The organism is Luteibacter sp. P4_E6, assembly GCF_056401535.1.
In genome coordinates, this window is sequence record NZ_JBFUJE010000009.1 from 1 (window position 1) to 23,422 (window position 23,422).

Annotated in this window: 23 protein-coding genes; 6 read left to right on the forward strand and 17 right to left on the reverse strand. The window is 65.2% G+C overall.

Annotated elements, in window-relative coordinates:
• From AC1DT2_RS01485 to AC1DT2_RS01505, 5 genes are all read right to left on the reverse strand, one after another.
• Nucleotides 1-1,196: HAMP domain-containing protein (locus AC1DT2_RS01485; RefSeq protein WP_477293702.1), on the reverse strand; the 1,196-nt coding region annotated here is incomplete at its 3' end.
• 7 nt (nucleotides 1,197-1,203) lie between these two features.
• On the reverse strand, nucleotides 1,204-1,848 hold the full coding sequence (locus AC1DT2_RS01490; protein ID WP_477293704.1) for a cupredoxin domain-containing protein: 645 nt from the start codon (nucleotides 1,846-1,848) through the stop codon (nucleotides 1,204-1,206).
• Nucleotides 1,849-1,892: 44 nt separating this feature from the next.
• On the reverse strand, nucleotides 1,893-2,093 hold the full coding sequence (locus tag AC1DT2_RS01495; protein WP_477293706.1) for a hypothetical protein: 201 nt from the start codon (nucleotides 2,091-2,093) through the stop codon (nucleotides 1,893-1,895).
• Between the two features lie 29 nt (nucleotides 2,094-2,122).
• Nucleotides 2,123-3,814 carry an ATP-binding cassette domain-containing protein gene (locus AC1DT2_RS01500; RefSeq protein WP_477293708.1) on the reverse strand — a complete coding sequence of 564 codons (1,692 nt, stop codon included), beginning with the start codon at nucleotides 3,812-3,814 and terminating at the stop codon, nucleotides 2,123-2,125.
• Nucleotides 3,811-4,854, reverse strand: coding sequence for a phosphoenolpyruvate carboxykinase (ATP) (locus AC1DT2_RS01505; protein ID WP_477293710.1), 1,044 nt, complete (start codon nucleotides 4,852-4,854; stop codon nucleotides 3,811-3,813). The genes AC1DT2_RS01500 and AC1DT2_RS01505 overlap by 4 nt, the downstream gene beginning before the upstream one ends.
• A 151-nt stretch (nucleotides 4,855-5,005) precedes the next feature.
• Between AC1DT2_RS01505 and AC1DT2_RS01510 the strand changes: the two genes are divergently transcribed.
• Together AC1DT2_RS01510 and AC1DT2_RS01515 are read left to right on the forward strand one after the other, a co-directional pair.
• Complete coding sequence (locus tag AC1DT2_RS01510) at nucleotides 5,006-6,496, forward strand: B12-binding domain-containing radical SAM protein (RefSeq protein ID WP_477293712.1); 1,491 nt, start codon at nucleotides 5,006-5,008, stop codon at nucleotides 6,494-6,496.
• Nucleotides 6,497-6,504: 8 nt separating this feature from the next.
• Nucleotides 6,505-7,728 carry a nucleotidyltransferase family protein gene (locus tag AC1DT2_RS01515; protein ID WP_477293714.1) on the forward strand — a complete coding sequence of 408 codons (1,224 nt, stop codon included), beginning with the start codon at nucleotides 6,505-6,507 and terminating at the stop codon, nucleotides 7,726-7,728.
• 11 nt (nucleotides 7,729-7,739) lie between these two features.
• Here AC1DT2_RS01515 and AC1DT2_RS01520 read toward each other — a convergent pair whose 3' ends face one another.
• From AC1DT2_RS01520 to AC1DT2_RS01575, 12 genes are read right to left on the reverse strand one after another with little or no spacing between them, the layout of a single operon-like run.
• A complete protein-coding gene (locus tag AC1DT2_RS01520) occupies nucleotides 7,740-8,855 on the reverse strand; it encodes a glycosyltransferase family 4 protein (protein ID WP_477293716.1) in 1,116 nt (371 codons plus the stop codon).
• Nucleotides 8,852-9,976: a glycosyltransferase family 4 protein gene (locus AC1DT2_RS01525; RefSeq protein WP_477293718.1), complete on the reverse strand. Its 1,125-nt coding sequence runs from the start codon at nucleotides 9,974-9,976 to the stop codon at nucleotides 8,852-8,854. The genes AC1DT2_RS01520 and AC1DT2_RS01525 overlap by 4 nt, the downstream gene beginning before the upstream one ends.
• A gap of 13 nt (nucleotides 9,977-9,989) precedes the next feature.
• Nucleotides 9,990-11,534, reverse strand: coding sequence for a B12-binding domain-containing radical SAM protein (locus AC1DT2_RS01530; protein WP_477293720.1), 1,545 nt, complete (start codon nucleotides 11,532-11,534; stop codon nucleotides 9,990-9,992).
• Nucleotides 11,531-12,232 carry a class I SAM-dependent methyltransferase gene (locus AC1DT2_RS01535; RefSeq protein WP_477293758.1) on the reverse strand — a complete coding sequence of 234 codons (702 nt, stop codon included), beginning with the start codon at nucleotides 12,230-12,232 and terminating at the stop codon, nucleotides 11,531-11,533. The genes AC1DT2_RS01530 and AC1DT2_RS01535 overlap by 4 nt, the downstream gene beginning before the upstream one ends.
• Nucleotides 12,229-13,461: an amidohydrolase family protein gene (locus AC1DT2_RS01540; RefSeq protein ID WP_477293722.1), complete on the reverse strand. Its 1,233-nt coding sequence runs from the start codon at nucleotides 13,459-13,461 to the stop codon at nucleotides 12,229-12,231. The genes AC1DT2_RS01535 and AC1DT2_RS01540 overlap by 4 nt, the downstream gene beginning before the upstream one ends.
• 4 nt (nucleotides 13,462-13,465) lie before the next feature.
• Nucleotides 13,466-14,308, reverse strand: coding sequence for a class I SAM-dependent methyltransferase (locus tag AC1DT2_RS01545; RefSeq protein ID WP_477293724.1), 843 nt, complete (start codon nucleotides 14,306-14,308; stop codon nucleotides 13,466-13,468).
• Between the two features lie 26 nt (nucleotides 14,309-14,334).
• Nucleotides 14,335-15,171, reverse strand: a complete 837-nt coding sequence (locus AC1DT2_RS01550) for a Wzz/FepE/Etk N-terminal domain-containing protein (protein WP_477293726.1) — start codon at nucleotides 15,169-15,171, stop codon at nucleotides 14,335-14,337.
• Nucleotides 15,147-16,319 (reverse strand): hypothetical protein, encoded by a 1,173-nt coding sequence (locus tag AC1DT2_RS01555; RefSeq protein ID WP_477293728.1) that lies wholly within the window; start codon nucleotides 16,317-16,319, stop codon nucleotides 15,147-15,149. The genes AC1DT2_RS01550 and AC1DT2_RS01555 overlap by 25 nt, the downstream gene beginning before the upstream one ends.
• Nucleotides 16,316-17,263, reverse strand: a complete 948-nt coding sequence (locus AC1DT2_RS01560) for a glycosyltransferase (RefSeq protein WP_477293730.1) — start codon at nucleotides 17,261-17,263, stop codon at nucleotides 16,316-16,318. The genes AC1DT2_RS01555 and AC1DT2_RS01560 overlap by 4 nt, the downstream gene beginning before the upstream one ends.
• Nucleotides 17,260-18,516, reverse strand: coding sequence for an O-antigen translocase (locus AC1DT2_RS01565; protein WP_477293732.1), 1,257 nt, complete (start codon nucleotides 18,514-18,516; stop codon nucleotides 17,260-17,262). The genes AC1DT2_RS01560 and AC1DT2_RS01565 overlap by 4 nt, the downstream gene beginning before the upstream one ends.
• Nucleotides 18,513-19,625: a DegT/DnrJ/EryC1/StrS family aminotransferase gene (locus AC1DT2_RS01570; protein ID WP_477293734.1), complete on the reverse strand. Its 1,113-nt coding sequence runs from the start codon at nucleotides 19,623-19,625 to the stop codon at nucleotides 18,513-18,515. Before AC1DT2_RS01570 ends, AC1DT2_RS01565 begins: the two co-directional genes overlap by 4 nt.
• Nucleotides 19,626-19,638: 13 nt before the next feature.
• Nucleotides 19,639-20,064: a sugar 3,4-ketoisomerase gene (locus tag AC1DT2_RS01575; RefSeq protein WP_063572418.1), complete on the reverse strand. Its 426-nt coding sequence runs from the start codon at nucleotides 20,062-20,064 to the stop codon at nucleotides 19,639-19,641.
• Nucleotides 20,065-20,273: 209 nt separating this feature from the next.
• On the opposite strand from AC1DT2_RS01575, the gene AC1DT2_RS01580 reads away from it, so the two are divergent.
• From AC1DT2_RS01580 to AC1DT2_RS01595, 4 genes are read left to right on the forward strand one after another with little or no spacing between them, the layout of a single operon-like run.
• On the forward strand, nucleotides 20,274-20,804 hold the full coding sequence (locus AC1DT2_RS01580; RefSeq protein WP_477293760.1) for a cytochrome b: 531 nt from the start codon (nucleotides 20,274-20,276) through the stop codon (nucleotides 20,802-20,804).
• Between the two features lie 23 nt (nucleotides 20,805-20,827).
• Nucleotides 20,828-22,174: a cytochrome C gene (locus AC1DT2_RS01585; protein WP_477293736.1), complete on the forward strand. Its 1,347-nt coding sequence runs from the start codon at nucleotides 20,828-20,830 to the stop codon at nucleotides 22,172-22,174.
• 34 nt (nucleotides 22,175-22,208) lie between these two features.
• The gene (locus AC1DT2_RS01590; protein WP_477293762.1) at nucleotides 22,209-22,568 is read left to right on the forward strand and encodes a c-type cytochrome; all 360 of its coding nucleotides are present in this window, start codon (nucleotides 22,209-22,211) and stop codon (nucleotides 22,566-22,568) included.
• 21 nt (nucleotides 22,569-22,589) lie between these two features.
• Nucleotides 22,590-23,369, forward strand: a complete 780-nt coding sequence (locus AC1DT2_RS01595) for a TorF family putative porin (protein WP_477293738.1) — start codon at nucleotides 22,590-22,592, stop codon at nucleotides 23,367-23,369.
• Nucleotides 23,370-23,422 lie beyond the last annotated feature (53 nt).

Consider the following 23,422-nt stretch of genomic DNA (forward strand, 5'->3'; position numbering starts at 1 on the left):
ATGTCCGGCAGCCGTGTGACGCCGACGATCAACAGTGCACCCTGCTGGCCCGCTGCGGTGGCGAGGTCCTGATCGATCGCCTCCTCGGCCGCCGCCCGGTTCGGTAGCCCGGTGACACCGTCGTGCATGGCCTGGTGGCGAATGCGCAGTTCGCGTTCGCGTACCGCGTCGCCCATGGTGCGGAAGGCGGTTGCTAGTTCGCCGATCTCGTCGCGGCGACGCACCTCGGGCGCATCCCGGTAGTCGCCACCGGCGATGCGCCGCGCCGCGGCAGCCAGGGCCTCGACCGGGCGCGAAACACCTCGGGCCACCAGCCAGGAAACGAGCAAACCGGCGGCAAGGCCGAGCGCGAGCAGGAGCAGCCACGCATTCCAGACGGCCTTATAGGGACGCAACGCGTCGTCGAGCGAGTAGCCGAGTACCGCATAGACTGCGCCACTGCCTTTCGGCTGGCGAAGTAACTGCGCGAGCACGAGGTAGTCGCGACCGCCGATGGTTAATGCGGTGGGTTGAGTAGGCAGCGACCGGTCGCTGGCGGAGAAACTCACCGTGAGCTCGGACTGGCTGCTACCACGCGCGATCACCGCGTAATGGCCGGAACCGCTCGGCGTGGCGAGCTCGATGTCGCGAGGCAAGGCGGAAAGCTGTTGCATATGCGCGATCAAGGCGTCGTCGACCGGAATGCTGGCGACCACCAGGCCGACCGGTTGGGGCGCGTAAATCGGAACAACGACCACCCAGAAGGCCTTGCCGTCGATAACGGCAACGGCGGCCGTGCGCTCGTTAAAGGCCCGGCCCAGCAGATCGGGGAACGCGAACGGCTGGCCGTCATCGGCGCCGGCCATCGTATCGGCCTGGACTTTGCCATCGAGATCGAGCAGCTGCGTGCGCGATGCGCCGACACGACGGCCGTGGTTTCGCAGGACGGAAAGAATGGTTTCCTTGTCCCGCGCGCCGATGGCCGAGCGCAGGCCGTAGTCTAGCGACATGATCTGCACGCCGTTGGCGACGCTGGCCGACAGATCGTTCATCTGCGCCACGAAGGCGCCGGCATTCGCGCTCAGCTGGCGGCCACCTTCCTTGACCAGCTGTCGTCGCGCGACATCGTAGGCCAGTACGGCGGTGAGGCCCTGGACCAGGATCAGCGTGGCGACGAAGAACATCGCCAGCCGGGTGCGGAAGCCGAGGACCCGCATGGTCCGCTCAGTATCCGATGTGTTCGCGATCCATCGCGCCGCGCGGATCGGGCAGCAGGGCGAGGTTGAAACGGACGGTGGCCGGAGCGGCCTCGCTCACGGTGACGCCCTGGATCGGCAAGGTCACCCCGGGGCGCAGTTGCGGATGCCAGGCATGGGCGCGGTACTGCYCGTCATTGACCCCATCGATGCTCGCCCTGCCCTGTGCGTCGGTCGTCGCCATCTCGGGATCCTTCGTCACATAGAGGTAAGTGAGCATCTGGTCGTGGATGTTGCAGCCGACCGCGGCGTTGCCGGGGTTCTTCATCAGCAGCGCGGGCGAACTTTCACCGGGGCCGAGCATGTATTCGAACTTGACCATGTCCGAAAACGAGTAGACGTGGTGCCGCGTGTTGTCACTGTTGCGGAAGATCACACTGTCACCGGCGTGCAGCGCGGTGACGTAGGGGAGGAAGGTTTCGTCCTTCTGGTCGACGTAGCGGGTGGCCGCTGGGATCGTGCGTGACGTGGTGCCAGGCATGGGTGCAAGGCTCACCACCGCATCCGCCACGGGATGCCCGTTCGTATCCACGACCTCGATAACCACCCGTCCGGCCCGGGCCGGTGCGGCGCCCAGGATCAGTACGGTCGCAACGGCGAGCAGGCAGCGCATAGGAATCCCCTGTGTCCCGCGGCTAGCCTAGCTCAGTTGGCGGTTCAGCCGCGAACGGGGCGCAGCATGCGGCAGATGGCGACCATGGGACGATGCGGACCGCAGGGGTCCGTACTCCAGAAGTCGCCGCGATGCGAAGCGGCGACACCGTCGAATGACGGTTGCCCGGGCCCCTGTAAGTGACCGCAGGCGAGGGCGAAGACGAGCCCGGCCAGCATCGCGATGGATTTCGTGGTGACGCGCATGGCCTTCCCCCCGGTGGACGACGCCGACGTTAGGCTCCGGCGCGTGAAGGAACAATAGACCGAAAGGTGGGGCCGACGGTCACGCAACGGTCGGCCAGGACGGAAACGCCTTCCCGATGGGACACGACGATCAGCAGGCTTCGTGGCAGGCGACGCTTCATCGCCGAGAGCACTGCTAGTTCCGAGGCGGCGTCCAGCGCCCCGGTGGCCTCATCGAGCACGGCGACTGCGGGCTCGTGCAGGATCACCTGGGCCAGCAGCAGGCGTTGCAGCTCACCGCCGGACAGCCGACTGGACGCATCGTGCAAGGCGGTATCCAGGCGCTTGTCGAGGCCGACATCGCGCAGCGCCTCGCACAATTGCCCATCGGTCGCCGAGGGTGCTGCCCAGCGCAGGCAGTCACGGATGGTAGCCTGCCACGGACGCACGCTCTGGCTGACGTAGGCACCGTGACGGACGTAAGCGCGCCAGGTGTCGTAATCCATGGCCTGCCCGTCGATACGCGCGTCGAAGACCACGGGTCGCGTCATGCCGGCGAGAACATCGACGAGGCTGCTCTTGCCGATGCCGGAATCGCCCTGGATGAGCACGAGCTCGCCGGGCCGCATGACCAGCTCACCGAGCTCGACGCCGCGTACCGGTGGCGTGACATGCACGCGCCGGAAATGGACCCCGGCATCCGGGATTTTCGGCCATGCGCTCGCCGAAGTTGGCGCATCGGACGTCGGCAGATGCATGTAGCGCTGCCACAGTTCAAAGGCGGGCGCGGCCGAGCGCATCTGCTGGATGCTCTGCCGTGTCGACACCAGGTAGGGCAACAGCCGGCCGAGCAGAAGGCATACCGCGATCAACGCGCCCTGGTCGATGCCCTGCCAGCGCTGCGCGAGGACGAACAGTACGGCGATACCGCCGACCGCCAGTACCTCGAGGATCAGCCGGCCCGAGGCGACCAGTTCCAGTTGACGCGCGTAGCCTCGCGACAGGTCTTCGGATACCTCGCCGTAGCCGTCGCGCTCGACGTCCTCGCGGCCGAACGAACGGACGTGGCGAAGCCGACGGGGAAAATCCTCGCTGTACCAGAACAGCCGCGTCAGGTCCGTCACGTAGCGGCGGCCCACCTCGATCTGTTCGCGCGTGTAAAAACGCGATGCAAGCAGCGCAAGGACAGCCAGCGGCGGCGCGACCAGCAGCAGCGGGGGCGACACCCAGAAAGCCAGCGAGAGGCTGACCGTGGCGGTGATCCCGGCGACGAGCAACTGCTGCAAGGCGCTGAAACCCGTCACGACGATCTCGACATTGTAGGTAAGGACATTGGCGATTTCCGCTGAACTGGCAGCGGCGAGAGGGCGGATGTCGGCAGCGATCAGGCGCGCATGCACCTGGCGGCGCAGGCGCATGCCGTAGCGGCCGGCAAGACGCGCGCCGAGGCAGGACGCCCGCCAGCGCAACACGGCGAACGCGAGCGTGACACCGGTGAAGGCCACCGTCCGCCAGCCCACGCTCATGGACGCGTGGAACCAGCGGCCCGCGAACGGCAGCCGTGCGTCCGGCTGCACCAATGGCACCAGCAACACGGCGGCAAGCGCACCGGCGAGCGCCGCACCCAGCGAGAGAGCCACGTAAATGCAGACTTTCCAGCGGTCCGGCGTTGGCAGGTTCGCGACGAGTGATCGCAGGAGAGCAGGCAAGCCCGCGGCCGCCATCGCGTCCTTCATCGTCATGCGCTCGCGACGTGGTTTGAGGTCAGCAACCGCCGCAAGGCATCGACCGAAGCGCTCGGGTGACGGCTACGCCGGAGCACGTGCACCTCCATGTCTGCCAGCTGGTGGACAAAGCGGTGCCATCCGGCCTGGGTGGACGCATAGGACTGGTCAGCCAGCAGCAGGGGTGCAATCTCATGGTGCTCCAGCGGCAGGAGCATGTCGGCGGCGGCGTCGACCACCTCAGCGGATATGAACACCGCGCCCATCAATGCCAGCGGTGCCGTTGCGACGTTGCCAGCACCATGACGAAGGTCGGCTTCGAATTTCTCCACGCCGCTGCGCCGCCGTATGGTCGGCGAACCCTCGATCCATCGGCGCATCGGACCCTCGTCGATGAAGCGCAAGGCATCCTCGCGCACGTGCAGGAAATTACCGACGCCGCGCGCTTCCATGTTGCGCGGGTCGACGAAGATCGCATCCTCGGCGACGAAGTCCATTCCCTCGAGCAACCCATGAAGGGCGAGTGTTGACTTCCCGGCCCCACTGGCGCCGAGAAGGAGAACGCCGCGGCCATCGAGACCCAGGMAGGCGCCGTGCAGCGGAACGAGGTCCATGCCGCGTGCGGCGAGCACGAAGACGGCGAATTCGATGAGTTCGTAACGCACGTGATACGGCCGGTCGAGCATGTCTTCCGACACCACCACCAGAGCCTGATGGCGCGTGTGGTCGACGATCACGTAGTTGGATGCATCCATGATGCCGCAGATCACGCCCGCCCCCGATTGCGTGAGTACGCGCGGCGGCTCGTCGCACACCGCCGCGCGATGTCGCGGCAACAGGCGCAGCTCGACACGGAATGCCGGCAGTAGCGTTCCGGACCGGGGGCCCGCCAGACCACCGTACGCCGCCTCCACCAGCTCGAGCAGCGCCGGATGGGTGCTGTCGAAGCTGAACTGCGCCCCGAGGATGGTCTTGACCATGGCGAAGGGATAAGGCGAGCGCTCGAAGAAGGGATCGGCGCCAATGTCGCCAATGCCCGTAAGGGTGTTCTGGGCCATGCGGCATCCCGGCAGGTGATGCCCATGGGTGCACGGCACCGGCGGAAAGGTTGCGTAAGGAAACGGTGACGCGGTGATGCTGCCATCAAGGCAACCGTCTGGGTGCCCGGGGGCACTCACGGACCAATGCGATGATCGAGGTTCCCCCGACATGCTCAAGATTCAGGTCGGCCACTCCTACTTCCTTCGATACGATCCGAAGCAGTGGGAACGCGGCAAACCCTATCCACCCCTCGCCACGATCCAGGTGGCGGCCCTGCTTCGCGAGATGGGCCACGAACTGGCGTTATTCGATGCCATGCTCGCCGGCGGCGTCGAAGAGTACGCCGGCGCCTTGCATGCCGCGCGTCCCGATCTCGTCGTCATCTATGAAGATAACTTCAATTACCTGACCAAGATGTGCCTCAGTCGGATGCGCGACGCGGCGTGCCAGATGATCGCCGAGGCCCGTGCCTACGGCGCGCGGGTCATCGTCGCCGGCTCCGACGCGTCGGACCAGCCAGAGGCCTTTCTCGCCGCAGGAGCCGATGCGGTCCTGGTTGGCGAAGGCATCGCCGCGCTGGCGGCCCTGGTCGACCGGCTGCAACGCACGCCGGACATCGATCCCATCAGCTGGACCGCCGGCCTTTCCGGCGTGGCCACGCTCGTCGATGGAAAGACCGAGCTGGTCCGCCTGGGCGCCGTCCCGCCGGACCCGCGCGTGGTCGGGCGCCCCGCGTGGGACCTGGTCGACATCGAACGCTACCGGTCGTTGTGGCAGGAACGGCACGGCTACTTCAGCCTTAACATGGCCGCGTCACGCGGTTGCCCGTTCCGCTGCAACTGGTGCGCCAAGCCCATATGGGGCAATCACTACAAGCAGCGCAACGCGGAAGACGTCGCCGCGGAGATGACATACCTCAAGCACACGTTYCGGCCAGATCACATCTGGATGGCCGACGACATCTTCGGCTTCCATGTCGATTGGGTGACCGCCTTCGCCGAGCACCTCCACGAGAGCGACGGCTCCGTGCCCTTCACCATTCAGACCCGCGCCGACCTGGGCAGCGAGCGCATGGTCGCCGCGCTGGCCGACGCCGGTTGCGCCGAAGCCTGGATCGGTGCAGAAAGCGGGAGTCAACGCGTGCTCGATCGAATGAACAAAGGCACCACGGTTGCCGAGCTGATCGCAGCGCGCCAACGCTTCGGCGAGCACGGCGTGCGCGTGGGGTTCTTCATCCAGCTGGGATACCTCGGCGAGCAGCTGACCGATCTGCTCGCCACCCGCGATCTGGTCGCCGAGGCTGCTCCGGACGATATCGGTGTCAGCGTGTCCTATCCGCTGCCAGGTACGAAGTTCTATGAAGAAGTGAAGGCGCAACTCGGCCGGAAGACCCATTGGCGCGACAGCAACGACCTCGCCATGATGTTCCGCGGGGCCTACGATTCCGACTTCTACCGAAGCATGCGCGACCTGCTCCACCAGCAGGTCAACCTGCGTCAGGCGCGCGACACCCTCTCGCCTGTCGAGCGAAGCGAGGCGCATGCCTTGCTCGAAAGCCGCTGGAACCAACTGTTTGCGAACGAATCCGAACATCGTAGCGAACAGCCGACGCCCTCGCCGTTCATGGCGATGCAGACCATCGCCCTGCCCCTACTGTAGGTACCGTCATGATGCCCTCGCTGAAGCTCGTACGCAGCGGCCTTCGTCGCACGACCGAATCGCTCGCCGCGGAACTCGCGCTGGCCCGTCCGGGCACCCAGCTACCGGCGTGGACCGATCTCGAATGGCGACTGGCTTCGGCCGTGGCCRTGGCCCATGGGGTCTCGCCCCTGCTCAGTCGCCTGTCGACCTGGCAGAAGCCCGCGTGGCGACTCTTTCTCGCCACCCAGCGGGACCACGTAGAAAAAAGGTATCGACGTATTGCCACGCTGCTCGATCGCATCGACCAGGGTGCGCGCGATGTAGGCGTCGCGATCGTTCCGCTCAAGGGTTCCGCGCTACACGCGCTCGGGATTTATGCGCCGGGCGATCGTCCCATGGCCGATATCGACCTGCTCGTCCGCGAAGATGATGTCGGCTCCGTGACGGCCCTTCTCTGCGAACTGGGCTACGAGGAATCGTTCGTGCAATGGAAGCACCGCGTGTTCAAGCCTATCGACAGCCATGCTGTTTCAGGGCTTGGCGAGCATCGCGACACGCCGGTCACTATCGAACTGCATACGCGCATCCAGGAACGGCTCCCCGTCTCCACGGTCGACATCACCTCGCGTATCTACCCCAGCCATCCACGGCCCGGCCTCAACGCGTATCCGTCGAACGGCGCGTTGATGAGCCACCTGTTGCTGCACGCTGCCGGCAACATATGCGGCCGCAGCCTCCGACTGATGCACCTGAACGATATCTCCCTCCTTTCGACGCGCATGGTGGAAAGCGACTGGCAGGCCCTATGGGCCGACGCGCAAGTCGGATCTGCCTGGTGGGCCCTGCCACCGCTCAACCTTGTCGCACGCTACTACGCCCACGCGGTACCGCCGCCGATCCTCGCTCGTCTGCAGCGCGAATGCCCCCCTCTGCTCCGTGCCATGTCGCGGCGGTGGACGCTGACCGATGTGTCCTGCTCGGACCTGTGGCTGCGCGCGCTGCCCGGCGTCGAGTGGTCGCGCAACGTCGGCGAGGTGGCGCGATGCCTCCGCAACCGCCTGCGTCCGTCGGCCGAAAGCGTCCAGGAACGCGCTGACATGGTGCGCACACAGCTGTGGCTACAGGGCCAGAGCTGGGTCACCCAAGGTCATCGTCGGCGCATTCTCACGTGGCTGACGCGCCCGGTGCCGCGCATGGATACGCTGTACGTCGTACGAGCGGCGCTCGAGCCCGCGGCACCTCTCGCCTAGGGCCCCTCCGCCTAGGCGGCGTCGCCGCGCCGCGCCAGCAGCTCGTGATATAGGCAGTCAAAGGTTCGCGCGGTGTAGTCGGCGTCCTCGGCGAGTGCCATCCGCTGCGCGGCTGCGGCCAGCCTGCAACGCAATGCCTCGTCGCCCAGGACGCGCTGGATGGCTGCGGCAAGACCCACCCAATCGCCAACCTGGACGGCGAGCGTCGCTAGTGGCGACCACTCCGCGATGTGGCCCACGGCCGTACCGACCGTGGGCACACCGGTCACCGCTGCCTCGAGAAGCACGAGCGGCCCGGCCTCATGAATCGAAGACATGACCAGAAGATCGGACGCCGCGACGAGGGGACGCAGTTCGCGCTGCGTGCGGAAGCCCAGGAAGCGCACGCGATCCTCGAGGCCCAACTGATGAACCAGGACGGCCATCTTTCCTTCAAGCGTGTCGACGCCGACGATCTGGATCTCGAAGTCGACGCCGGCGTCACGCACTGCCGCCAGTGCGCGGAGCAACGTCGCCTGGTCTTTGACCAGATTGAGGCTGGCGACGTGAATCAGTCGGGCTTTAGGAGCGACGCGAAGGCGGGGAGCGAGCGGCGGCCACGCGGCTGTGTCGACGCCTAGCGGAATGCGTCGCGCCGGGACACCCAGTGCCGCCAGAGCATCGACGATCGGAGCGCTTGCAGCGGTCACGGCATCGGTGGCCCGAAGCATGACGGCCTCGCGAAGACGCCCCTTCCATCGGCGACGGCCGCCATAGCCGATGGCATGAAGCGCGACGAGTTCACCGCCAGCGATGTGCACGAGGCTCGCGATGCGCAACAGCTTTGCCGCCGTCACCGCGATAAGACTGCACGATCCGGAAAAAATGGCGTGGACCAGGGCGAACGGCGAACGGCGATGCTCCGCACGAATAGCCGCTATGGCCCGCAGGCGGGGCCACCCATCGCCAATGTTATGCACAGTGGCACCCATCAAGGACCAGGTAGCCGGCAGCGGCTCCTGATGCAGGACGAACACATGCACGTCGTGACGGCGAGCGAGCCGCACCACCAGGGCCAGGAAGACGGGAATGACTCGATATTCTCCCGTGCGATCCATGCCCCCGGGAACAACGATGGCGATCTTCATGACCGGCCCTCCCGGCGATCGGCGAGCAGCCTTGCATAGGCCTCCGCCCATTGGCGACCGACGGCGGCGAACGAAAGCGTAGCGTCGAAAAAGGCGCGCACGTCCGCGCGCGAGGGACGAATACCCGCTGCACGAACCAATGCGTCGGCCAGGCGCCCGCTGTCTCCGCACGGCCACAGCTCGCCGACCACATTACCCGTCAGCGAGCGAAACGACGGGATATCCGTGACCACCGGGGTCACTCCACAGGCCAATGCCTCGAGCAAAGCGAAACCACAACTTTCGCCCAGGCTTCCCGAGACGAAGAGGTCTGCACTACGCATCAGCATCTCGATCCGTGCGTGCGGCTGAGGACCTAGCAGGTGTACGCGGCCGTGCAGGCGCGGGTCGCTATCGATTCGGTGGCGCACCTCGTCCAGCAGCGGAGCACGTCCGAAGGCAAGGTAGAGCTGTATACCGGGAAGCCGCTGCGAAGCGCGCGCGACGCCATCCAGCACGGCCAGCGGATCCTTGCCATGACTGAGGTGCCCCACCGATATCACGCAGGGATCGCCCGCCATGCCCGTCTCGGCTCGCGCGGCCGTACGATCGCCCGGATGGAACCGGCTGCTCGATTCCGGAATGGCGAACAGCCGTGTCCGTTGTGCGAATAGCCCGGCGCGCGTAAACGGACCCGCAAGCCCCGGTGAGGTGAAAGCGATACCGGAAGCCGCCGCGTACCATGCGCGCCACTGCGCCCGTCGCCACCAACGTGGCGGGCGGTCCGCGTGATCCTGGATCAGGATGGGCACGCGCGGCAGGCGCCGGGCCACCGCAAAAGCGTCCGCGGCGAAACCGAGACTGTGCACGTGAACGACATCGCTACCGATATCGGCCACCAGATCCGCAAAGAAACGTCCGCGCGCCGCCGATGAGCGCGTGCCGCCCGGGTCGACGAAGTGGTAGTCAATGCCATGCCGGGTAACCAGGCACTGGCGCGCGGCGACCTGGATCACTGAAACACGCGTTCCCGAAGCGGCGGCCGCTTCCGGGATGTCGACCAGCGATGGCCATCGTTCGAACAACTCGTCTGGCGAGCAGCCCGCGGGGGCACGGAGAAAATTGATCTGGGTAACGTGCACGGATGTTGCTCGCTTAGGCACCTGAAACCTGCGGAATGCGCAGACGCACCAGCCGGTTCGCGAGGTTCAGCTCCCAAGGCCTGTCGTACTGGCGACGGTGGTAGCGCCATGAGGCCATCGTGCTCAGCCCCCGCTTGGCCCATGACGGCGAATGCAGGTCCTGCACGGTGGGATAGCGGGAGCGCAGCACGGTCACGAAATCCTTGATGCGTCGACGCAGGTCATCCGTCAGCCAGGGGGCGTCGGCGTGGCAGGCATAGTCGACCCAGCGTTTCTCCGTCCACTCTTCAGGCGACGACGGAAAGACCAGTGGCTTGCCATCCAGGTCCAGCAGTGGCGTGGATGCGCGCTTGCCTCGGTCCTTCTCGTGCTTGCTGCTTTCCGGCAGCGGCGTGTAGATGTAAATCACGATCTCCGACGCAGGATTGATCCGCTTCACCTCGCGGATGAACTCGAATGTCTGCTCCGTCTCCTCCACGGTGTTCTGCGGTGGCGCCACCATGAACGACAGCTCGGGAATCACGCCGTTGCGACGGCACAGATCGATAACTTCCAGCGTCTGGTCGGGCCGCGTTCCCTTGCGGATCTCCTTGAGCATGGCGCCGTTCGGCGACTCGGCGCCCAGGTAGGCCATGCGCAGGCGACTCTTGCGCACCAGCTCCCAGGTGCTCTCCGAGAGGTTCAGCAGCGCGTCGGTGCGCGCAAAGCACCACCACGGCATTTCCAGCTTCGCCATCACCTCGAGCAACGGAATCATCTCCACTTCGCGATCGAAGAAGTTGTTGTCGAAGAAGAGAATGGAGTCCGCGCCGAGCTCGTACTTGAGGTAGCTAAGTTCGCGCTCGAGCCGCTTGGCCGTCGGCAAGGCGGTCATGCCGCCAAACATCGCGTTGACTCCGCAGAACGTGCAGCGGAAGCGACAACCGATGGCGGCCTGGTGCGATACGGTACGTTCACCAAGGAAGGTACGTGCGAGGTAGCGACGCGGGTCGCCCAGCTTTTCGTACGGCAGCACCATACCGTTGTCGACCATCGAGAAACGCCGGCTGGGGTTGTGCACGGGCGCTCCCTCGCGCTTCCACGAGAGGTTGCCTATGTGCGCTATGGCAGGCGGACCGGGACGCGCCAGCGCTGCGACCAGTTCCGGCAGGCTCTCTTCGGCCTGCCCGCGAATGGCATAGTCGACATAGGGCGCGGAAAGCGCCGTTTCCGTATTGAGTGTCGGGAAGTAGCCGCCCCAGATGATCGGTAACCGGGGATGGTGCTCGCGAATCGCGCGGGAAACCGCGATGGCCGGCGCGATCTGCGGCCCGCCCATCACACTGACGCCAACGGCGTCGAAGCGGTCGCTGGCGATCGCGGCCAGCGTAGCGCTAACCAGGTCCCGGTCGACGTTACCGTCCACGATCCGGCTGTGCCCGCTTCGGTCCAGCGCTGCGGCAAGATTCAGGAGTGAAAGGGGAAATCGTGCACTAGAGCGCGATGTGATCGTCGGGTTGATCAGCAAGGTCCGTGGCGACCCGTCCGCGCCGGGCGTCGATGTGTCGAGAAGGTTCATGCAATACGCCTCAACTGGAAGACAAGGGCCACCGGGACTTCGAGGGCCATCGGATCGAAGTGCGCACCGGCAGGGATGTCGGCGGGATCGAGCATCGGCTCCACCACGCGCTCGATCGCCAGGCCGAGCGTCGAGCAGGCCGTGTGCCAGTGGCTGTACAGGTGCCGTGTATGACGCACGGCGTAACGCTGGCCGCCTGCGCGGAAATCACGTTGCCAGCCCAGCGCATGGCCGATGGGATGCACGTCACTGCACAGGATGCGTCCGCCGGGACGCGTGGCGCGGCGCAGTTCGGCCAGCGCGGGCGCGAGTTGCTCCAGGTGTCCGATGGTCAGGCCGCATACCGTGAGGTCGGCCGTCGAGCCAGGCACCGGCAGGGCGGTGAGGTCGCCTTCGCGCAGGTCGACGTTTGCATCGTCGAGAGCGTTGCCCAGCGCCTCACGCGCTCGTTGGAGCATGGCAGGGGAAAGGTCCACGCCGATGGCCCTGGATGCGCCACGGCGGAGCGCGTGAATCAGATACCGGCCGCTTCCGCACCCGGCGTCGAGCACGTGACGGCCACGCAGTCTATCGGGCATCAAAGCCAGCATGGCGCGCTCCTCGGCCATCATGACCGGATTGTGCGCGTGCGCCGGATAACTCGACGACCACAATGCATACGCCTCGAGCGGATCCAGTACGGGCAGGGGTGAAGTCAGTGACACCGGGCCTCCACAGCGAGGTCTGGCTCGCGTTTGTCATCGGAAAGGTGCGCGTCGAGTCCGGCCTCGAGAACGACCACGGCCGGATCGAACAAGGCGCGTGCGATCAGCTTCGGACGACCGTCCAGATACACAGGTAAGACCTCGACGCCGGCGGCGGCGAACCAGGCGGCGAAATCCGGATCGGCGATGCGCGGCACGCCGTCGCGGACGACCGCGCGAATGTCGCTGCGCGCCAGGCCGATCAGGCTGTCCGCAGCAAGGCCTTCGCGATCACGTACGACGACCAGGTCCGCTGGCGCACCGATCTCGAGACTGCCTCGCAGTCCTAGCCGGAAGATGCGAGCCGCGTCGGTCGTGACAAGGGAAAGCAGGGCCGTGTGCGAGAGGTCACCGCGCGCCGCGGCGTCACTCAGCTCGTCGAGCAGGTCGCGCCGCCCGCTCAAACGCGAGTCAGTACCCAGCGCAAGGCGGCCGGCCCCGTACAGTCGACGCGGATCGAGCGTACCGCCGAGAAGCGCCCTGTTGCTGCCAGGGCACCAGACCACGGCAGCGTCGCGGGCAATAACCCGTTCTATGTCAGCATCATCCAAGCCCACGCCGTGGACAAGCACGGTATTGCCACCGAGACAACCGAGCGCGTCCAGGCGCGCGAGTTCGGAGGCGGCAACGCTATCCGTACCTTCGGCCAGATGAATCATCCACGGTCGCCCGGCAGGCGTGGCAACGTAGCTTTCACGCACAGACGGACCGAAGTCCGGACCATCCAGCGTATAGCTCCATCCATGGTCGCGAAGCAGCGAGACGGGGAAGTCGTCCGCGTCGAGCACGGGATGCCAGGGGTCGTGGTGAACGACAAAGGTGGTGCCGGCGAGCAGGTTCTTCAGTGCGCCGTGGCGGAACCGGACGGACTTCGGTACCTGCAGCGCGGCGATGACATCGTCGTTCTGAAAGTGGCTCTGGAAGGCTGCGATCCACGCGTAGCTGTTCGGAAAGGGCCCGGCGCCGCGCAGGGCCGGTACGGCATTGACCTGCAGATGTTCGTGCGAGTTAATCAGCCCAGGGAATATCCGGTGCCCACGTACGTCGACACGAAACACATCGTCGGCAGACGACGCGACCACACGACCATCGCGCAGATGCAGCGGCGCTCGCGACACGCCGCGCGGCAGCGTGGTCAGGCCACCCTCGAGGACCGTTCGCGTGGAAATCAGTGACGCGGTCATGGGGTTAGTGCCGGTGCATCACGATCAGGAAGTGATCGCCCATGTCGCGCAGCAGCGGCAGCTTGCCGAAGCGATCATCGATCCGGCCAAGACGTTCATACCACGCCGGGCGGCGCTCGTAGCGCTCGACCATGTACGGCGGCGGCATGAACAGGCTGAGCGCGCTGTATCCGGCAAGCCGGAAATGGTCGGCAAAAGGACGGTAGAACTCGCGCGGCAGGTAATACTTCGTCCAGATGGTATGGCGGTTCATTCCCACCGCCGTCGCGCCACGCGCTCCACGCACCGCCGCCCTGCGGAAACGGCCGCGCAGGGCGTAGTGCGCCGCTTCCCAGGGACAGATGCGACCCATCACCGAGAAGACCATGACACCGCCCGGACGCAGGAGGCGCGCGCACTGCGCGGCCACGTCGTGCAGATCGGGTGCGCAGTTGAGCGGTCCGAAGTTGGAATAGATGCCGTCGAAGCTGCCGTCGAACGTGCCATCGAGACGGCCGAGCTCCTGGACACCGAGGTGCCTGGCGGTGAGACGGCCGCCCAATGAGGGGTCGCCTGCACGGGCCGATGTGCGTGCGACCATCGATGGCGACCAGTCTGTCGCCATCACCTCGTAGCCACGCCTCGCGAATTCGGACGCATCGATACCCGTGCCGCAGCCGATGTCGAGCAGGTGCGAGCCTCGTCCCAGTTCGCCCACGACGGTATCCCAGAGTGTCTGGCGCATGCGCTGGATGAGTGCATTGTTGCCGCGCGGACCGTCGTAGTCGGCGGCGACACTGTCGAACGCCCGTTGCGTGTCGAGCAGACGCGCGTCGTCGATCGGTTCAGGTGTCGATTGGGCACTCATAGTCGTTCATCTTCCGGTGTGTCGGGTCAGTGAGTGCCGGGAGCACGTGCTTTGGTTGAACGACGCCGTAGCGCATTTCGGCCGATGGCGGCCACGCCGGCCAGGAACAGGCCAAACACGACACCTATACCGATGCCGAGGACGCTGTTGGGGAAGGCACGGCCTGCGGGCACATAGATGGGCCATGGCGTGGAGGTGTCGAAGGTGTAGTTCGGCGCCAGGCGCACGACGAGCTCGCTGCGCGCCTGCTGCAGCGCGCGGATATCTTCGTTTTTGCTTGCCAGCAGGACCCCGGCGAGCGCTGCCGCGGCATGATCGGCGGACGCGGTAGCGCTCGCCAGGCGGTCGCGGTCGGCGAGTGCGATATGCAGGTTGCTGTCGAGCTCATCGAGGCGATCGTTGGCCAGCTTCAGCGGCAAGGCGCGGATGCGCGCGTGGATGGCCTGCAACTGGCCGAGTGTTGCCTTGGCAAGGTCGCTCGCCTGCTGCGCCGAATACGCGCGGACGCTGACCTTCAAGAGGTTGGCATAGCCATCGGGATCGACCTTCAAACTCCTGTCATACAGGTTCACCTCGGGCGACCCCAACGGAAGACCGAGGCTGGCAACCACGGCGTCCCGGAAGGCAGCGGTCTGCAACCGCGAGATCACGCGCTGGAACGACTCGACCTTCATCTCCTGGCCGGGCGGTGCGGAACCGATCTGGCCCACCTGTATCCAGACGGTGGCCTCCCATTGGCTGCGTGCCGTGTGTACCCAGGCAAAGGTGAGCCCGAGCACGATAACGAGCACGGCGACGAACCAGCGCCACTCCCGAAGGAAGATGTGCCATAGGTCGATCAGATAGATCTCGTCTTGTTCCATGCGTAGGGCTCGTGGGGAAGTGGGAGGGTGCCGCTGTCACGCCGCGTCGGCAGCAAGGCAGCGAACAGCTGCATGAGCAGGCAGAGGATGACGAAGGCGGCATTGGTCCAGATGAAGGCCTGCGGTGCGAAAGGCGACATCAGGCAGACATAGGCGATGCGCAGGAAGATCAGCAGCGAGAACAGCGACACCGAGGCGCGTAACCGGCGCACGCTCCACAGCAGCAGGGCGTAGAGCAGCAGCATCGAAGCGACGGCGCCCCAGGGTCCGTAGGCCAGGAGAAACGGCAGGAACTCCGTACCCACGTTGATGTTGGACGCATCGAAAGGAATAGACGCCGCTGCCACTGTGGTGGGTCCGCTGAGCGGAATGAGCTGCCCGATCAGGATGGCCGCGTCCGTATAGCCCTTGGTCACCATCGATGCAAAGTTGTAAGGGCCGGCGCTGACGTAAAGCGCCAGCCACTTGACGCCCTGCGGCGAAGCGCGGTACAGCGCACTGAAGGGCAGTTTCACATTGTCCAGCGAGCCCGAACGCACCGCACCCAGCACCGAGAACACGGTCGCCCCGAGAATGCCGATGATGCCGACCGACTTCCATGGCAACGGACGGCGTACGTCGCGACGGAACAGGATGACCAGGGCGAAAGAAAACAGTGCTGCGAATATCCGGTTACGGTCGATCACCAGCACCGGAAACACCAGGCYGATCATGATGAGTGCGTTACGAAGGCCGCGCTTACGCGTGCAAAGCAATCCGATGGGCGGCAAGGTCCAACAAAGTGAGGAAATATGTCGCACGTGCTCGCGCCCTGGCTCCATCGTGGCGTACGAGGCCGGATTGTCGATCAACGGTATGGGAAACAGCGCCAGGTCGAGACCGCAAAAGACGATCACGACCGCGGCGAAAACGAGGGCGACGAAGGCTTCGCGGCTGCCCGTGTAATCACGGGCGCGGAATCGCGCGATCGAAGGCAGGCGGATTGCTGCGAAGGCATCGACGAGGATGATGCCGACGGCGGCCATCACCAGCAGCAACATGCCTTCGAGGTACCCTGCTGGCAGATCGTAGGCGAGCGCTGTGAGCCCGCAAGCGAACAACAACGGCCACGCGATATAGCTCGATGGCTGGCGGAGGATACGATTCATACGCCCTCCACGTGGGGGTGCGCGGCGCGATTCAGCCGCAGCCTGGACAGCACAAGCAGGGAAACGTAGGCAGCCAGGTGCAGCGCGACCCGTGAGTGGCGCTTCTGCAGGAAGGCGATCTTCGCGCCGATATACTGTGCCTGCGCACGGAGCAGCGTGCGATACGGCTCGTCGAACAGGCAAAGCCGGCTCATCGCCACCTCGCGCGATTCGACCAGGTTCACGATGCGCGTCGCGGTGTGCCGTGTCTTGCTGAAGTTGGCGCCATGCAGTCGATAGGCACACACGGTGACATCGATAAAGCCGATCGCGTCACGTGCGGCCAGGCGAAGGAACATGTCCCAGTCATCGATGCGCAGGCCCTCGGTCCAGCGCGCAACGGTCTCCAGCACACTCTTGCGCAGCAGTGTGACCGGCCCACCGATCGCCCAGTGCCCGATCACGGCACGACGGATGCCGTCGCTGGAGTCGTAGAGCCGCTTGTCGGCGCCGTGCAGATCGATCATTCCACTGTCGTGAAGCCGATTGCCTTCGCCGTCGATGACGATCGAATCGCCGATGACCGCACCCTTGTTCCTGTGCGACATGAGGTAGCGAACCTGCGCCTCCAGGCCACCAGGCAAGAGGTAATCGTCACTGGCGCCGATGCGCAGGAACTCCCCATGTGAGCGGGCGGCCAGTTCGTTGAGGGTCGCCGCGATACCGCGGTTCTCGCGGCGGACGAATTCGACGGGAATCTCGCTGCCGTGGGCCGCCACCCAATGGGCGATGCGCTCGGCCGTGCGGTCGGTAGATCCATCATCGATGATGACGATCTCCTTGGCCGGGTACGGATCCTCGAGCACGCTATCCAGGCATCGCTGCACGAAACTCTCGTGATTGAACGCGGGAATCAGTATCGATACCAGCGGAGCGTGTGACCACTCGTATAGGTCGACGGTCATGTACGCAGCCCTCCGAGGTAGTGCCGGACCACCAGCAAGTTGAAGATCAGGTAGCCCACGTAGTTGATGGCAAAGGCGTACATCGCGCCGACCAGGCCGAAATGCGCCGTGCACAGGTAGACGAGCAGCAGGTAACTCACGCCGAAGGCGATCTCGGAGGCCACGAACAGGCGGGTCATGGCCTTGGCCAGCATCACGTAGGACAGGACGAACGATGCGATCTTGACCACGTCGCCTACCAGTTGCGGTGCGTAGAGCCCTTCGGCCGACGTGAAGTCTGCACTGAAGAGAATCCGCGTCACCCAGTCGCGGGCGACGTACACCAGGGCGGCAAGCAAGAGCACGACCGGCAGGATGTGCCGGTAGGCACTACGCAACTCGCCCACCAGCGCTCCACGTTCACTGATCGAGGCGAGCTTTGGCAGGTAGTAGATGTTGATCGCCGCGGTGAGGAACAGCAGGTAGGCGTCCGACACCTTGCTCACGGCCTGCCAGTTACCGACCTGTTGCCAGCCGAACTGGAGAGCGAGGTGATCGCGTACCGCGATGTTCACCAGCGGCGGAAGCAAGGCCGAACTGATCGTCATCAACGAGAAGGCGGCAAGCCGGCCGTTCATTTCCCGATCGAAGCGCAGCCGCGGCAGGCTCTGACGGAAGTACGGGCTGCGCCACCACGACGGCAAAGCCACCGCAAGCCAGGCCAACTGACCGAGCACGAGGGCGAGCAACGCGCCATAGAGCTGGAAGCGGCTGGCCAGCCATACCGCCATGGCGATGCCTAAGACCGAGCCGATGACCTGGATGAAGGCCAGTCGTCGTACGTCCATGAAGCCATTGATTACGGCCAGCACGTAGTTCACGGCAGCGATCCCCAGTTGGGCGACTGCGAGAACGCGGATCAGGCTTTCGAAACCGGCGTCGCCGAGAATCCAGACAGCCAGCTGCCGGCTGAAAACCAGGGCCGCCACGCCCATTAGGCACGACGCGCACAGCGCATAGGAAAGTGCGGCGGCAAGTAGCCGCGAAAGGCGCTGCGGGTCGCCGCGATACTCGGCCACGTACTTGACGATGCCGGCGCTGATACCACCGCCGGCAAGCACCGCCAGCAGYGACATCAGGCTCATGAACTGCCCCAGCCGGCCGACGCCCTCGGGCCCGGCGAACCATGCCACCAGCTTGATGACGACCAGGCCGGCCAGCAGYCGCGCGGCGGTGCCTATCGCTGAATAGAAACCGGCGCGCGCCAGGCTCATGTCGACAGCCGGAAGCTCATGCACGCCCGAATGACGTGTTCGACCGCCTCGTCGCCGAGTGTCGGTCCGATCGGAAGACTCAGGACTTCGTCATGCAGACACTCCGTCAGGGGCAAGCTCACAGGCAGCGCTCCGGCATACGCCGGCTGCCGGTGCGGCGCCTCGGGATAGTGAACCTGGGCATGAATACCCTCCGCCAGCAGGTGCGCCTGCAACGCATCGCGCTGGGCACTGCGGACGACGAACAGGTGCCACGCGTGGCGTTCTTCGCTCGCGAGTGTCGGCAAGCCGATCGCGGGATGTCGGATCGACGCGAGGTAGCGCCGTGCGATCGCCCGACGACGGGTGACATCTGCATCCACGTACTTGAGTTTCACGCGTAGCATCGCCGCCTGCATTTCATCCAGACGTGAATTCACGCCTTGGTAGAGATGGCGATACTTCTCCAGCGAACCGTAGTTGCGCAACGCCGCGACACGCGTGGCGAGTTCGGCATCGGCGGTGACGACCGCGCCGCCGTCACCCAGCGCACCCAGGTTCTTGGCTGGAAAAAAGCTGAAGGCCGCGGCATCGCCGAAGGCTCCCGCACGACGCCCCGACCAGGTGGCACCATGGGCTTGCGCCGCGTCCTCGATCACCAGGAGGCCATGCCGATGGGCGATAGCGGTGATGGCAGGCATATCGGCCAACTGGCCATACAGGTGCACAGGCATGATCGCGCGCGTCCGCGGTCCGATGGCCGCTTCGATGGCCGCGGGATCGAGATTGAAGGTGGACGGGTCTGGCTCGACGGCGATGGGAACCAGTCCGCTTTGCGTGATCGCGAGGAAGCTGGCGATGAACGTATTGCCAGGAACAATCACTTCGTCGCCATCGGCTAACCGGCCGAGGGATTTGCAGGCGCGAAGGATCAGTGACAGCGCATCCAGCCCGTTACCCACACCTACGGCGTGTGGCAGACCGCACCATTGAGCGAACTCGCTTTCGAAGGCGGCCAGTTCCTGGCCGAGCACGTACCAGCCCGAGTCGATGACGCGCGCCGCGGCGGCCTTCAGTTCGTCGGCATGGCGCGCATTGATGGCACGCACATCGAGAAAGGGTACGTCCATTACGCGAACTTCGTCACAGGGCCAGCCCTTCCACGTAGCGCGTGCCCTGCACTTCCCGCAGGAACTGCGCGTAGTCGGTGATGTAGTCGGCGGGGTCGTAGAACTGATCCGCCAGCACCATCAGGACGCAGTCGTCGCTGAAGTCGTAAAGCTCGCGCCAGACCATGCTGCCGAGGAGGAGGCCCTGCGTGGGATCGTCGAGCACGACGGTCGCCGGACCGGTGCCGTCGTCAAGCAACAGCGTGACCGAGCCGCGCACGGGCACCGCCAGCTGCGTGAGGTGGCGATGGGCATGTTGACCGCGATGCACATCCGGCGTGTTGGCAAAGATGTAGTACACCCGCCGGATTTCGAACGGCACGTTCCGGTTCTGCTCCAGGGAAACGAGCATGCCCCGGCTATCGCCGTGCTTCTGTAACTGGATTCGCTCGATTTCCATGGTGTAGGCCAGGCACTGTTTCGTTGATGGCGTCGTACGAACTTGAGTGCCGGCCCTATCGCCAAAGGTTGCGACAACCTTCCGCCGCCCACGCGGCACTCAACCGCATTGGCTTCGATGTGAAGGGCGACTCGGGCATGGGAATGAATCCGCTGATTCCGTTGAAAGGCGGCCCGCTGAAGGGCCGGCCGGCGAAGGGCCAGTCGGCCCTGGTACCCCTGCCGCGGCGGCTGCGCGTACTGCACTGGCTCACCGTGATCTGCGTGGCGATGGCCGCCGCCTTCATCCTGACCCGTGACCAGCTCGACGGACGCGATGTGCGCGCCTGGTTGCTCGAAGGCCATCGCCACTTCGGCCTGTTCGTCCTGGCACTGTTCGTGGTCCGTGTCTTCGTTCGCCTGCGGGTCGGCAAACTGCCCCCGTCCGGGGAGTCGCCATGGCCGGTACGCGCCGCTGCCGGCCTGACCCATGTCGCCCTCTACGCCTTACTGGTCACCCTGCCAGTGCTCGGCTGGGCACTCAGCAGCGCAGAAGGCAAACCCGCCCATTTCTTCGGCGCCACGCTGCCCAACCTCGTGGCGCCCGACGAAGACCTCGCTGACAGCCTGCAGGCCTGGCATCTGAATGCGGCGTGGGTGCTGCTGGGACTGGTATGCCTGCATATCGCCGCTGCGCTCTGGCACCACTTCGTCATGCGCGACGGCGTTCTCCGCCGGATGTGGCCAAAACGCCGTCGCTGACCGCCCGAAAACAAGGAGATGTCATGTTGTTCCAATTGCTCCAATGCGCAACCCGCTGGGCACGGCCCGCACACCTGGGCTGGGCCGTCGCCGCACTGCTGATGTTCGCCAGCACGTCGGTCCAGGCGATCCCGGCCTATGCGCGGCAGACCGGTTCGGCCTGCGCGGATTGCCACGCGGGCTCCTACGGCCCGCAGCTCACCCCCTACGGTATGCGCTTCAAGCTCAATGGCTATACCGATACCGATGGCAAGGGTTTCAAGATCCCGGTGTCGGGCCAGCTGACGGAAGCCTATACAAACCCGGCGACCGGCAAGAACACGACCGACCTCACCGAAGGGGACCTCTACGTCGCCGGCCGTCTTACCGACCAGATCGGTGGCTTCGTGAAGGTGGAGGCCGATCACACTGGAAAGGACACGTACAACACGCGGCTGAGCAACGTGGACCTGCGCTTCGTCCTCAAGGAGCTGAAACTCGGTGGCAAGGACCTCACGCTCGGCGTGAGCGTGAACAACAGCCCCGGCTTCCAGGATCCGATCGCGGCCTTGCCGAACGCGTCGTTTATCGTGCCGACAGGTGTCACCGGTACGCTACTGAGCCCTGGCAGCCCCAACACGCCGACCGACCGTGTCATCGGCACGACGATGTACGGTCTCTACGATTCCAACTGGTACGGTGAAGTGGGCACCTACCGGTCGCTACCCACGTCCGATCAGGATCATCTCGGCTACAACATCGGCGGCGATCCGGGAAAGCTGCACGACACCGGCTATTTTCGCTTCGCATACATGAAGGACATGAAGCGTCAGTTCTTCTCCGCAGGCGTCGTGGCGCTCACGACCAAGCGATCCATACCTCGCTCGGGGCCCAGCGATGACCTCACCGACCTCGGCTACGACCTGACCTATCAGTACCTCGGCAACCGCGAACACATCATCCAGCTGAGCTACGTCAATATCCTCGAGCAACGCCACTATGGCACGCCACTGTTCAACCCGACGACGGGCCTGGCAGCGCAGACCCGAGCCAACGTGCACGACCAGACGCTCACGGCGACGTACACCTTCCACCAGACGTACAGCCTCTCGGTATCGCATCTGTTGAGTACCGGATCGAACGACGGCGCGCGCTACCTGCCCTACGGCGATCCGGACGGCACCTCGAACCTGATTACGCTGTTCTGGGCCCCGTTCGGGAAGGACGATTCGTACACCACGATCGCCAACCTGAAGCTGGCCGCTACCTGGTTCCGCGTCACGCGCTTCAACGGGCGCGACCACAACATCTTCGACGCCCCTCCCGGCGTCCGTCCAACCAATGCAGGAGATTTGAATGCTTTCTCCCTTTCCGCCAGCCTCGCGTTCTGAGGCGCATCCGGGCCGGTGGCTGCACGGCGTTGCCGTGGCCGGCCTGATCCTCGGCTGGTTCGCGGCCTCCCCCGCCGTTCGGGCCGGCGACGCGACAGCCGGTGCCGATGTCTTCAAGTCCGAATGCGCCGAGTGCCATACCGTGAAGGAGGGCCGCAACAAGAAAGGCCCCAGCCTCTTCGGTATCGTCGGGCGGCAGTCGGGCAGCATCGCCGACTACAGCTACTCCGATGCGCTCAAGCAGGCGAACTGGACGTGGACCGCGGACAAACTCCACTGGTACCTGTCCCAACCGGCCAAACAGGCCAATCCAGGCACGAAGATGAAATACGATGGACTCACTGACGCCAAGCAGCTGGACGATCTCCTGTCTTACCTGAGCAGCGTGCACTGACGATATCTGTATGACGAAGTGATGCGGCAAAGCCACCCCGGGTCCACACACAGGGGTACGCGGTCGGCACGGTGGTTCGCCACCCTGCCGACGTGTGCCTGTGCGCGGCTGGGCGTCGTGGTGTCGGCGCTAATGCTCAGCGCTCACGGGAGGGCCGCGCACGCGCAATCGTCGAGTTTCGGTGGGGTGGTCGCGGTCAGCAACCAACTCGTCGATCGCGGGCTGGCGGTCACGCCCAAAACCCCTGTCCTCCAGGGCGCACTTTCCTGGACGACGCCCTCGGGCTGGTCGCTCGGCCTTTCGGCCAGCACCGAAACGCGCGCACCGGGGAAGATCGTCGAGGCCCTGGCCCAGGCCTCGTATGCATGGTCGCTGTCCGCCGACTGGCAGATGCAGACGAGTCTGCTCTATTACCGCTACGGCAACGATTCGCACTGGCGCATCTACGATCGTGTGGAACTGGGCGCCAGCTGGATCTACCGCGACGTCCTCACCGTCGGCGTCTCCGCGGCCCAGCTCGTTCATACGGGCGGTCGCGGACCGCGCGGGGCCGCCGATATCGGCTTCCGCTGGCCACTGGCCTGGAAGCTGGCGGTGTCGGCCGGCGTCGGCACGGCCCAGTACTTCAATCCGCCCTACAACCGTGAGTACCCCCGCTACCAATACGGGCATGCCGGCCTCATATGGGAGAGCGAAAGGTGGCGGGTCGAGCTCAAGCACATCATGACCCAGCACGCCCCGCGGTCTGACGGGTCTCCCGCAGTCTCACAATGGAATGCGACTGTCTCACGCACGTTCTGAGCCGGCGCAACCTTTCCCCTTCAAAGGGGTACTTACGCTGGCCTCCCGACTTG

Bases quoted from the DNA above. Each gene is read 5' to 3' on its own strand.
- AC1DT2_RS01495 (WP_477293706.1), bottom strand. From the start codon at position 2,093: ATGCGCGTCACCACGAAATCCATCGCGATGCTGGCCGGGCTCGTCTTC.
- AC1DT2_RS01500 (WP_477293708.1), bottom strand. From the start codon at position 3,814: ATGACGATGAAGGACGCGATGGCGGCCGCGGGCTTGCCTGCTCTCCTG.
- AC1DT2_RS01520 (WP_477293716.1), bottom strand. From the start codon at position 8,855: ATGAAGATCGCCATCGTTGTTCCCGGGGGCATGGATCGCACGGGAGAA.
- AC1DT2_RS01530 (WP_477293720.1), bottom strand. From the start codon at position 11,534: ATGAACCTTCTCGACACATCGACGCCCGGCGCGGACGGGTCGCCACGG.
- AC1DT2_RS01540 (WP_477293722.1), bottom strand. From the start codon at position 13,461: ATGACCGCGTCACTGATTTCCACGCGAACGGTCCTCGAGGGTGGCCTG.
- AC1DT2_RS01545 (WP_477293724.1), bottom strand. From the start codon at position 14,308: ATGAGTGCCCAATCGACACCTGAACCGATCGACGACGCGCGTCTGCTC.
- AC1DT2_RS01550 (WP_477293726.1), bottom strand. From the start codon at position 15,171: ATGGAACAAGACGAGATCTATCTGATCGACCTATGGCACATCTTCCTT.
- AC1DT2_RS01560 (WP_477293730.1), bottom strand. From the start codon at position 17,263: ATGACCGTCGACCTATACGAGTGGTCACACGCTCCGCTGGTATCGATA.
- AC1DT2_RS01570 (WP_477293734.1), bottom strand. From the start codon at position 19,625: ATGGACGTACCCTTTCTCGATGTGCGTGCCATCAATGCGCGCCATGCC.
- AC1DT2_RS01575 (WP_063572418.1), bottom strand. From the start codon at position 20,064: ATGGAAATCGAGCGAATCCAGTTACAGAAGCACGGCGATAGCCGGGGC.
- AC1DT2_RS01585 (WP_477293736.1), top strand. From the start codon at position 20,828: ATGTTGTTCCAATTGCTCCAATGCGCAACCCGCTGGGCACGGCCCGCA.
- AC1DT2_RS01595 (WP_477293738.1), top strand. From the start codon at position 22,590: ATGCGGCAAAGCCACCCCGGGTCCACACACAGGGGTACGCGGTCGGCA.